The organism is Microcystis sp. M179S2, from assembly GCF_020245805.1.
Classification (GTDB): domain Bacteria; phylum Cyanobacteriota; class Cyanobacteriia; order Cyanobacteriales; family Microcystaceae; genus Microcystis; species Microcystis aeruginosa.
Map to the genome: position 1 here is coordinate 1 of NZ_JADBUE010000352.1, position 9,762 is coordinate 9,762.

The following is a 9,762-nucleotide window of genomic DNA, read 5'->3' on the forward strand; positions in this document are numbered from 1 at the left end:
GGTTTAATTGTTTTTCAGCTTTTCGATAGTAGTTCGGACAATCAATTTGATGGCCTTCGCTATCTACTAAGAAAAACTTTAATCCCACATCAATCCCAGTGGCTTTCTGGGAAGGTGTTAAAGGCTTAACGGTGTCTCTGGGGTCTAATTTAATGCAGAACTGCACATAATAACCATCGGCACGATTAAGGATTCTTACCCGTTTAATTTGGTCTGGTTGATAATAATTAATATCTCTAGAGCCAATCAGTTTAAGAGTGCCAATACCTTTTTTGTCTGTAAAGGTAATATGACGTTTATCTTTTGATAGTTTCCATCCAGATACTTTATACTCAACAGAACGGGAATGTTTTTTAAACTTAGGGTAGCCTTTCTTTCCTTTAACTTTATTTTGGCAATTATCGTAAAACCGAGTAATTGCCCGCAAGGTTCTTTCTACGGCAGTCTGGCAAGCATGGGAGTTTAAATCATCAACAAATTTAAACTCTTTCCTTAATGCTGTGTTGTACCGAAATAACTCGGTTTTGCCAACACCCTGATTATCCATCCAATAACGCAGGACTTTATTCCGAACAAATTGGGTTGTCCGTATTGCTTCGTTAATGGCTTCTATCTGATTAGGTTTTGGCTTAACTTTGTATTCTAGTACAAACATTTTGACAATGCTAGACTGGGTATCAATATCTTAACACAAAATTCTTTAAGTTGACACGGCCTCCTGCCAACCGCCTGCTGCCTTCGTTGACGTGAGCCAAGAGGGCTGCAAGGGATTGTCAATTTAATCATATTTAATCTTAAAATAGAGAATTGTCCCCGCTAAGATAAAAGTAACAAAATTAGCGACAATAATCGGTTTGCTGCTCACATAAATCCCGTAGATTAGCCAAAGAAAAACCCCCAGACAAAAGCAAATAAACATAGTTAGGGACAAGTCCTTAGCCGAACGATAACGCCAAGTTTTAATCACTTGGGGTAAAAAAGAGACAGTGGTTAATATTCCCGCCACGATCCCGATTAGTTCAATAATATTCACCGCTTATCCTCTTGGCTTAGTTTCTCTCATTTTAAACTGTTGACTATCTAAATTACTGGTTAAGACGGCTCTCTCGACATCATCGGGTAAAGTGTTCGTAAATGTGACATTTTTTCCCCATTGTTTCTATTGAGCGATTACTATCACTGAAGTGCCGATTTGTACCTTTTCAAATAAAGCCTTTATATCTCGATCGCGCATCCTGACGCAACCGTGGGAGACGGCCCGGCCGATGAGATTTTCTTGCGGTGTACCGTGAAAACCGATAAAATTCGCTCCATCGGTCCAAAATCCGATCCAACGCGCCCCTAAAGGGTTGTTTTTTCCCGATGGCACCAGTTGCCCGGTGAAAGGATGTTCCCAGACGGGTTCCCGCACCATCTGAATCACCCTAAATTGTCCCGTCGGGGTTTCCCAACCCCGACGACCGATCGCCACTGGGTAAGAAGCAATTATTTTCTGTCCTTGGTAAACAAAAACCCGTCTTTTTTTTAAATTCAGCAGCAAACGGGTTTCCGTTCGGGTTGCCGTGGTTGCGGGAAGGGAATTGCCCAGACTAATCGGGGGATTGAGGAAAAATTCCCCTATTCCTAGACATAAACAGAGAATCGGCAGCAAAACTCGCATCTGATACCAGCAAAGTCAAAATTTTTATCTGTATTCTAATCTGATTGTGAGGATGTCAAACCGTCGATATGGTGAGTGCGGGAGGGAAGGATAAAATCGGAGTCGAGTTGGGCTAATTCGGTTACACTAATCCCTAGCTGGAATATTAACTTTTGTAACTATGACCGCCGCTATTGCTCTCGATCGCGTTTCTAAAATCTATAACAATCTCCCAGTAGTTAACGAGCTTTCCTTTACCATCGAAAAAGGGGAAATCTTTGGTTTACTCGGTCCCAACGGTGCGGGAAAATCGACGACAATCCGCATGATTATCACCCTAACCGAAGCGAGTCAAGGAGAAATCGCAGTGGCGGGGTATGATGTGAAAAAATACCGCGATCAGGTGAAGAAAAATATAGGGGTAGTCTTGCAACAGATTAGCGTTGATGGGGAATTAACCGTCTGGGAAAATCTGGAATTTCACGGCCGGATGCACCATATCCCCAATCCCCAGAGACAGGAATTAATCGATCGCTATTTAGATTATGTCAGTTTAAGCGATCGAAAATCTGCCCTTGCCAAAACTCTTTCCGGAGGGATGAAACGACGTTTACAGATTGCTCGCGCTCTTCTTCACGAACCAAAAATACTCTTTCTCGATGAACCGACGGTCGGTTTAGATCCCCAAAATCGTCGTCGTTTGTGGGAAGTAATTCGCGATTTAAACCAGCAAGGAATGACAATTTTATTAACCACTCACTACATGGAAGAAGTGGAATTTCTCTGTCAGGATAACGGCACAGGAAAACTGGGCAGAATTGGCATTATGGACGCAGGCAAATTAATCGAATTAGGAACTATAACGGATTTTCGCACTAAGTATGGCGAGGGTTTAGTTATCAAACAAGTTGGCGATAAAATCGATTATAAATTCTTCCCCACCGTGGCTGATGCCAATGCCTATCTTGACAGTTTGAGCGATAAAACTGGAGTAATGTGCCGCCCTTCCAACCTCGAAGATATCTTTGTGGAACTGACGGGACATCAATTAGATTAAATTCTTGGTTTGGCTGTTAGGAAGTTGTTCAGTTATCGGTCTTTGACTCCGGTTTTTCTGAGATTAACTGTGTTTAAATCGGCGTTTCTTGGCTTTTATCTGATGTCTATTTTATGGGCCAACCTGCTAGAGTCTAGGTCAATTAGCTGAGGCTGTCCCTAAAAACCGAGTTCAAACCTAAAAAAAGAGGCTTTTAGCGGTTTTTAAGCTTTTTGAGCCAGATAAATGGCCTAGGAAGGGAACTTTTTCCCGAGAGGGAGAGTCATCGGGAACTGGATAAAAACTAGATTCCCCTCTCGATCGATAGACAAAATTGACGGTAATCGTTTAGAATGAAGCACTGAATACTGACGAGATGACAATTATCCCTATGACCGATCTCCAGACAAAAACTAGATGGTCAACAGCGCGGCGATATTACGAATTGCTTAGTGTTTTAGTGGAACGTAATCTCAAGGGACGCTATCGGGGTTCTTTTCTGGGGGTTTACTGGTCCTTGTTAAATCCCCTGATTATGACTGCACTATACACGGCAATTTTCGGCACGGTTTTCGCCTCTTATTTTGATAATTCTATAGTTAACTATGTCCTAGCGGCTTTCACTGGTTTAGTAGTAATAAATTTCTTTAATGCTTCCACTAACCAAGCTTTACCTAGTATCGTTAGTAATGGCAGTATTTTAAATAAAATTCGTCTGCCGGTTAGCATCTTTCCCCTTTCGATGGTAGTGGCAAATATTTTTCAATTTGCTATTAGTATCTTTCCCCTTTTGGCTATAGTAACTCTCTGGAAATCTCAAAGTTTAATTAATGTAATTGCTCTGATTTTTCCCGTGATCGGTCTTTCTCTGGTTTGCACGGGAGTGGGTTTTTTTGTCAGTACCCTCTACGTTTTCTTCAGAGACTTACCCTATTTTTACGAAATTGTTTGTTTTGTCGCTTGGATTAGCAGCCCGATTTTTTATCCCCCGGAAATTATTCCTCCTTCCGTACAACCATTCCTCCTATTAAACCCATTATTGCCAGTAATCGAAAGTATTCGCCAATTGTCCCTTTCCCCCGGATTACCGGATTTTGGTTTGATTTTTCAATCTCTACTCGGTGGGATCATCATCTTAGGAATTGGTTGGACTTGCTTCCGACTCTGGCGACATTTATTTATGGATTTATTATAAATGACAGAAGTAATTCGACTCGATCAAGTGTCTCTCGAAAGACGTACTCAAGAAGAATTCTCCTACGATCTAAAAAGGACAATCTTCTCTATTCTTGAAGGTAAATATCGTCAACCGGCCAAAAAATTAGTTCTAGATGATATAGATTTAGTCATTAATTCTGGAGCAAAATTAGGTATCATTGGAGCTAATGGCGCAGGAAAATCTACTCTCTTAAAAGTTATTTGTGGTATTCTGGAACCGACAAAGGGACAGGTGAAAGTCAGGGGACAAATTGCCTCTCTAATTGAATTAGGAGCGGGTTTTGATCCAGATTTACCAGTAAAAGATAATATTATTCTCTATGGGGTAATGCTGGGATTTTCCCGTCAGGAAATGAAGGAAAAAACCAAAGATATCCTTGACTTTGCTGAGTTAGAAGAATATATGGGAGCGCCGGTGAAATCTCTTTCTTCCGGGATGGTGGCTCGTTTAGGATTTGCGATCGCAACAGAGGTTCACCCCGATATTCTTATTCTTGATGAAGTCCTTTCCGTCGGGGATGAAAGTTTTAAAAATAAGTGTAAACGACGGTTAAAAAAATTCTGGAATTCTAACGCTACTATTTTAGTAGTTTCCCACGATTTGACTTTAATTCAAGAGTCCTGTAACCAAGCAATTTGGCTGAATAAGGGCCAGTTGCAATGTCAGGGTAAATCGGAAGATGTAATCAAGTTTTATTTGGATTCCGTGCATCAAAATGAAGTTAATTTTTAATTAAGTAGGTAAGCTCAGTTAATTTATCTACGTTTGGCTCTCTTGGGTTTGGTGGGTAAAATGTATTATAGGGTACATTCCTGCTGGCGGTCGCAACGCGCTCGCTACGCGAGACCAACTGGAACGAACCACAAAGACACAAAGGACACAAAGATTGATCGCTTCTAGATAATCTAAACTTATCACACAAAGAAGAAGAGAGCCTACGTTTGACTTAGTTGAAAACGCTGTAACAAAATAAAAAACCTCGGTGTCCAGCCGAGGTAGCGCTAAGTTATGTAGGAGAACTCAAGCAAATCTGTCAATGGGGTAAACCCAAACCCCGAAAACTTTTTTAAGCTAGTAGGCCAAGTTTTTTGCCGTTGTCTCGGACTCAAGGAATCATCTTCTGTCCTATACTCTTCGAGACAATCTGAACTGGCTTGGTGTCTTGGCTGTTTTGCTTTAACTTTTAGTTCATATAAATAAATGTAACAATATTTTTACAAATTGTAAAGAAGAATTGACAAAATAAAACTTATATGAGTTATAAGCTGAGTTAATATTTTTCGCCGATCGAAGCTAGGGAGGTAATATATAGGGAGATTGGTTCACTAGCGTGACAAGGTGTACCCAGAATGTCCTATTTGTTTTTGTTACCACTATTCACCGCTGCTCTGGCTGCCTATTTCTGGCAGAAGTCCAGCGATGAGATCGCTTATCTGGCCAGTGCCGCCACGGTAATTAGTTTAGTGTTGAGTCTGGTTTTAGCTCCTTGGCAGATTCAGCTATTAATTCTCTTGACAGTTGTGATTGTCGTCACCTTTTTATGGCAAGGACGAGAAGAGCAGAAGAATCTCCCCGTCCCCACTCCAGAAACCGTCGGCGAGAAAAAGTATCGTGGCGCCACCTATATCGAGCCAACAGTCGCCGAAGCTCCTGTCAAGGAGCGAGGGGGTAAATATCGCGGTGCGGAGGTTAAAATCACCAATAATCCGACGGTGGCTAACCCAATTCGCTCCTCATCTCTCAAATATCGCGGCGCTGGTTCAGCAAACAAGGACCAGTAATCAGTTATCAGTTATCAGTTATCAGTTATCAGTTATCAGTTATCAGATTTGAGTTTTAAGTGAGTAGTATTAAATAGAAGTTTCCTACTGTCTTTTCACTGTTTACTGTTTATTGTTCACTGTTCACTGAAACTTCCCACTTATCTACTGGTCTTGAATATAAGGCTGATTATTTTTGATACAATTGTATGCCTTTTGTAACTCGATTCCCAGATAACCGATATGTTCGGGAATAATTGCGGGATTGGTAGCGGCAAGCTCGCGGATTAATTTGAGGGGATTTTTGCCTTGATAACAAGCGACAACTTCCCCGCTGCCGGGGGTAGTTTGTTGGACAAGAATTTGTTCTTTTTCCACAGAAATCAAAAAGTTACCGCTAGGGTCAAAAAAGTCGCGCTGATTGACAATTTTATCGTACTGGGTGGCGATTAATCGTTCGACATTCTCCCAAGTATCATCGTATATATGGGCCGATTGACTAATAGTAATCAATGGACCCAAGGTTAAATTATACTGGGAGCGTTGATTGATTTCTTGGCAAATATGTTGCTGTAAAGCGCGCAATCCCATGGCATTTGCCGGCCAAGCGGCAAACATATCATTACTTCTAAATATTGCGGTGAGAGATAATTCATTTTCCACCACTCGCACCCAAATATGATTTAAACAGGGACTACCTCCCTTTTCGTGGTCTTTCACATCCCAGAGGGACATAACTGCACTAGCAGCATCAATTTCTGAGATTAATTTATTAATAACCTGTGCAATTTGGTCCCGGCCAAACCAAGAGCGCAATCTTTGACCGTAGGTGTATTTAACTCCTTGGTGTATAGGAGAATCATCGAGAATTTGTCCAATATATTCGGTAAGAAAAGCTCTATCTATAGGCAAATAATTAGGTTCAGGAAAATAAAAGTCTGGGGGTTCATCGGTAACAACGGCCATTAGGTCAATTAATTCTTGCCATTTACCATCATATCCTGTCGGTCTAATTGTGCCGGTGGTTTTAATCTTTTGGAGAATTTTTACCCAGGTTTCGGCAATAGTTTTTCCTTCAATGCGATGACCGTATCTTGTCCCGGGTAGGAGAGAAGGAAGATTTTCTGAGATAGGAAAGGTTAATGGTTTTCCCCAAGTTGGTAAGGGGGATTGTTTTGCATAATTTTTGACAGTTTCAATCGCTTCTGGGATGGATTTAACTGGTTGATATTGAATTGATTGACGCAATTTTTCGAGAATTTCTCGGTCAATTTCTTTGTCAATATATCCAGTGGTAGAAGAATTAATTAGCCAACATTCTTTACCTGTGTCACTTTTTCCTAACTGGAATCCTTGACTAAAAAAATCTAGCAAACATTGACAGCTACCGGAGTTCTTATCTTCCTTAGTCGCGTTGAGAATAACTAAGTATCTAACGTGGGGATTTGCTATTAAGTTTCTCAGCAGGGGACTAATTCCTCTGGTGGGACTATAAAGATTACCAATCACCGCGTATTGGTCGGGATTTAAATGTTTAGCAAGGGACTGTTTTACTGTCCATCCCGTGATAATTGCTGTTTGGCCGTGACCGCAGATTAATTGATTGGGTTTATAGTGGGGTTGGTAGGTGAATTTAGGGGTGGTTTCTGTACTAAGCATGGATTTAAATTAATCGTTCAAGATAATTAATAATATTTCGGTGAAGGTTTTCTATTGTATCACTGCCATCCAGTTGTAAACAATTATCTTTATATTCTTTAAATATCTCGATAAACATTTGACGAACTTTCATTAATTTTTCTTGTTTTTCGTACACTTCTGTGATGGCTCTGTTTTTAATTCTTGCTAGAGAAATATCGGTAATAACATCGATATAAATAACTATATCTGGATTGGGAAAATGTTGATTTAACTGCCGAACAAAAGCAAATTCTTCGGGATTATTGCAATTGTAGGCCAGGGAGGAAAAATAATAACGAGTAGTGATAACGTGGGTTTGTTCTTGGTGAATAAGTTTAAAAATGCCATCGTGATCATTATATAAGTGATCATGGCGATCAGCTGCAAATAAATAGGCCATTTGTCGGTCAAATTGATTTTGATCTTTGATAGAAATAAGATTAGTTTGCATTATTTCTCGAATCAAACGACCGATGACTCCCTCGGAAGGTTCCGGACTTAAAACTGCTTTTTCCCCTCGCTTTAAAAAATATTCTTGTAAGAGTTTTGCTTGGGTACTTGTTCCCGATCCGTCAATACCTTCAAAGACAATAAATTTCGGTTTCATAATTTAATCTTCCTTCTCGATCTAATTATCTGAATAATTGTTTTAGCCAAGTTAACCAAGATTTTTTCTGGGGGATTAATTGCGTCATTTCTCCGATAATCTCTCCCATACTTCCCCAAGCATAAATATTTTTATTGAGGGATTGTATGGTTAAATTTTCTTGTAAAGCTAAACTGATAATACTAATCATTTCTGCTGCTTGATTACCGACTATTTGCGCTCCCAGTATTTTACCATCTTGTCGGTAGATTAATTGACAAAATCCCGTGGTTTCCCCCCAGATTTGCTGTGGGACTATATTTTTAATTGGATAGTTGATCATCTTTACCTCCTCACCATAGCTGTCCTGGGCTGCTTTTCCAGTTAAACCCACCCAAGCAATAGCAGGATCGAAAGCAATAAATGAGGGAATTTGCTCGGGATTAAAGTTAAATTTTTCTCCCGTGAGCAGATGCTTGACTAACCCAAAAGCAGCCCGATGATTTAAAGTAGGATCGGGATAATTATTTCTGAGCAAATTTAGGGCATAAATGCGGGAATTATCGGTTTGGAATTGCTGATTAACCCTAATTAATCCCTCCTCTAGTTTAACTCCCACCCCGGCCAAATTTAATCCCTGTTCATTGACTTGATAATTACCAGCAAAAATGAGATCATCAACTTCGATAACACGATTGCCTAATTGTAACCATTTTTGACCCTCGATCGCTTTCACTTGACTAGGACAATAGCCGGGTAAAATCTTAATTCCTTCCGCTTCTAAAATGGCAGTAACTAAATGGGAGATTTCCCGATCAATATCCGGCAGTAGATAATTATCCTCGATAATTAAGCTAATTTCTTTCCCTAAACGTCGGAGAATTTGCGCTAAACTCACAGCCATGCTGCTGTTGCCAATAATCGCTAAATGTTGTCCCAACTTGTCTAAATTTGGCTCTTGCCAAAGGGTTTGAGCGGTAAAATAATTAACCTCATCTAAGCCGAAAATTTTCGGGACTTGCAGATAAAAACCAGTAGCGATAAGATAGTGTTTAGCCAACAATTGCCGACCGTTAACCACAAATCCTAAATGGGGCAGCCGGACAAATTCCCCCCCACCCGGGATCACATCTATTCCTTCCGTGGCTAATCTTGCCAAAGAATGATGTTTATTAATAGTTTTATCTACTTCCTCTAACCATTGCCGCAACCGTTGCCACTGGGGATAAACGGCCGTTTCTTGCCAATGATTCAGCAGTTTATAGAGATGGATAATTTGGCTGTAGCCCTTGCTAAAAATGTCCTCAGATGCCTCTAAATTGTCCCTAGAAGGCTGTTGCACTAAAGCCACCCTTTTTTTGAGGTGAACAGCCAACAAAGCCGCTTCTATCCCCGCAGGAGTGGCACCAATAATTACTAAGTCGTAAACCACAAATATAAAGTAAAAAGTAAAAAGTCAAAAAAGGTGTTGGGGGTTTTGGGGTGTTAGGGTGTTAGGGTTTAAGGGTTTTAGTTGAAATTCCCCCACTTCCCCACTTCCCCCCGCAACGCGCACGAAGTGGTCTCCCCATTTCCCCATTCCCCCACACCCCACACCCTACACCCTACACCCTCTTTCAAGTCAGGAGTCAGGAATCAGGAGACGGTATTCAGGAATCGGAAACTTAACACTTAAGTAGGGTTTGCTGAATAAATTTGAAATGTAGGCAAAGTAAGGGTTTTGGGGCTTTTCTCGCTCCCACAGGTGCAAGATTTTGAGAGAATCGTCGTTCAAAACCTTGCGTCTTCATCGGCCCGCGTCCTGTAGGGGCGAAGCATTCGGGCAATAACCTATCGGTGAAA

The 9,762-nt window shown here is 40.8% G+C and carries 10 protein-coding genes; 4 read left to right on the plus strand and 6 right to left on the minus strand.

Features of this window, described 5'->3' with window-relative positions:
- The 3 genes from IM500_RS22035 to IM500_RS22045 form a co-directional block, all read right to left on the minus strand.
- On the minus strand, nt 1-655 hold a 655-nt coding region (locus IM500_RS22035; RefSeq protein ID WP_287739533.1), incomplete at its 3' end, for an RNA-guided endonuclease InsQ/TnpB family protein.
- 123 nt (nt 656-778) lie between these two features.
- On the minus strand, nt 779-1,033 hold the full coding sequence (locus IM500_RS22040) for a SemiSWEET transporter (RefSeq protein WP_079207481.1): 255 nt from the start codon (nt 1,031-1,033) through the stop codon (nt 779-781).
- Nucleotides 1,034-1,159: 126 nt separating this feature from the next.
- Nucleotides 1,160-1,660 (minus strand): L,D-transpeptidase, encoded by a 501-nt coding sequence (locus IM500_RS22045; protein ID WP_079207483.1) that lies wholly within the window; start codon nt 1,658-1,660, stop codon nt 1,160-1,162.
- Nucleotides 1,661-1,820: 160 nt separating this feature from the next.
- Here IM500_RS22045 and IM500_RS22050 point away from each other — a divergent pair, with 160 nt between their 5' ends.
- The 4 genes from IM500_RS22050 to IM500_RS22065 all read left to right on the plus strand — a co-directional run bounded on the left by IM500_RS22050 (nt 1,821) and on the right by IM500_RS22065 (nt 5,675).
- Nucleotides 1,821-2,696, plus strand: coding sequence for an ABC transporter ATP-binding protein (locus IM500_RS22050; RefSeq protein ID WP_079207487.1), 876 nt, complete (start codon nt 1,821-1,823; stop codon nt 2,694-2,696).
- Nucleotides 2,697-3,066: 370 nt separating this feature from the next.
- Nucleotides 3,067-3,870, plus strand: coding sequence for an ABC transporter permease (locus IM500_RS22055; protein ID WP_190722111.1), 804 nt, complete (start codon nt 3,067-3,069; stop codon nt 3,868-3,870).
- Entirely contained in the window at nt 3,871-4,626 is a 756-nt protein-coding gene (locus IM500_RS22060; RefSeq protein ID WP_190722102.1) for an ABC transporter ATP-binding protein, read from the plus strand.
- A gap of 617 nt (nt 4,627-5,243) precedes the next feature.
- On the plus strand, nt 5,244-5,675 hold the full coding sequence (locus IM500_RS22065; protein ID WP_190722101.1) for a DUF4278 domain-containing protein: 432 nt from the start codon (nt 5,244-5,246) through the stop codon (nt 5,673-5,675).
- A 144-nt stretch (nt 5,676-5,819) separates the two neighbouring features.
- Here the strand turns inward: IM500_RS22065 and IM500_RS22070 are convergent, their stop codons facing one another.
- Genes IM500_RS22070 through IM500_RS22080 form a run of 3 tightly spaced genes read right to left on the minus strand, consistent with a single transcriptional unit; the run spans nt 5,820 to nt 9,352 of the window.
- Nucleotides 5,820-7,313, minus strand: a complete 1,494-nt coding sequence (locus IM500_RS22070; RefSeq protein WP_287739534.1) for a thymidylate synthase — start codon at nt 7,311-7,313, stop codon at nt 5,820-5,822.
- A gap of 4 nt (nt 7,314-7,317) precedes the next feature.
- Nucleotides 7,318-7,941, minus strand: coding sequence for a dTMP kinase (tmk, locus tag IM500_RS22075; protein ID WP_190722099.1), 624 nt, complete (start codon nt 7,939-7,941; stop codon nt 7,318-7,320).
- A 25-nt stretch (nt 7,942-7,966) separates the two neighbouring features.
- On the minus strand, nt 7,967-9,352 hold the full coding sequence (locus IM500_RS22080) for a dihydrolipoyl dehydrogenase family protein (protein ID WP_190722098.1): 1,386 nt from the start codon (nt 9,350-9,352) through the stop codon (nt 7,967-7,969).
- Nucleotides 9,353-9,762 lie beyond the last annotated feature (410 nt).

Excerpts from the sequence above, each read along its gene's own strand:
- IM500_RS22070 (WP_287739534.1), bottom strand. The coding sequence starts at position 7,313 with ATGCTTAGTACAGAAACCACCCCTAAATTCACCTACCAACCCCACTAT.
- IM500_RS22055 (WP_190722111.1), top strand. The coding sequence starts at position 3,067 with ATGACCGATCTCCAGACAAAAACTAGATGGTCAACAGCGCGGCGATAT.
- IM500_RS22045 (WP_079207483.1), bottom strand. The coding sequence starts at position 1,660 with ATGCGAGTTTTGCTGCCGATTCTCTGTTTATGTCTAGGAATAGGGGAA.
- IM500_RS22060 (WP_190722102.1), top strand. The coding sequence starts at position 3,871 with ATGACAGAAGTAATTCGACTCGATCAAGTGTCTCTCGAAAGACGTACT.
- tmk (WP_190722099.1), bottom strand. The coding sequence starts at position 7,941 with ATGAAACCGAAATTTATTGTCTTTGAAGGTATTGACGGATCGGGAACA.
- IM500_RS22065 (WP_190722101.1), top strand. The coding sequence starts at position 5,244 with ATGTCCTATTTGTTTTTGTTACCACTATTCACCGCTGCTCTGGCTGCC.
- IM500_RS22050 (WP_079207487.1), top strand. The coding sequence starts at position 1,821 with ATGACCGCCGCTATTGCTCTCGATCGCGTTTCTAAAATCTATAACAAT.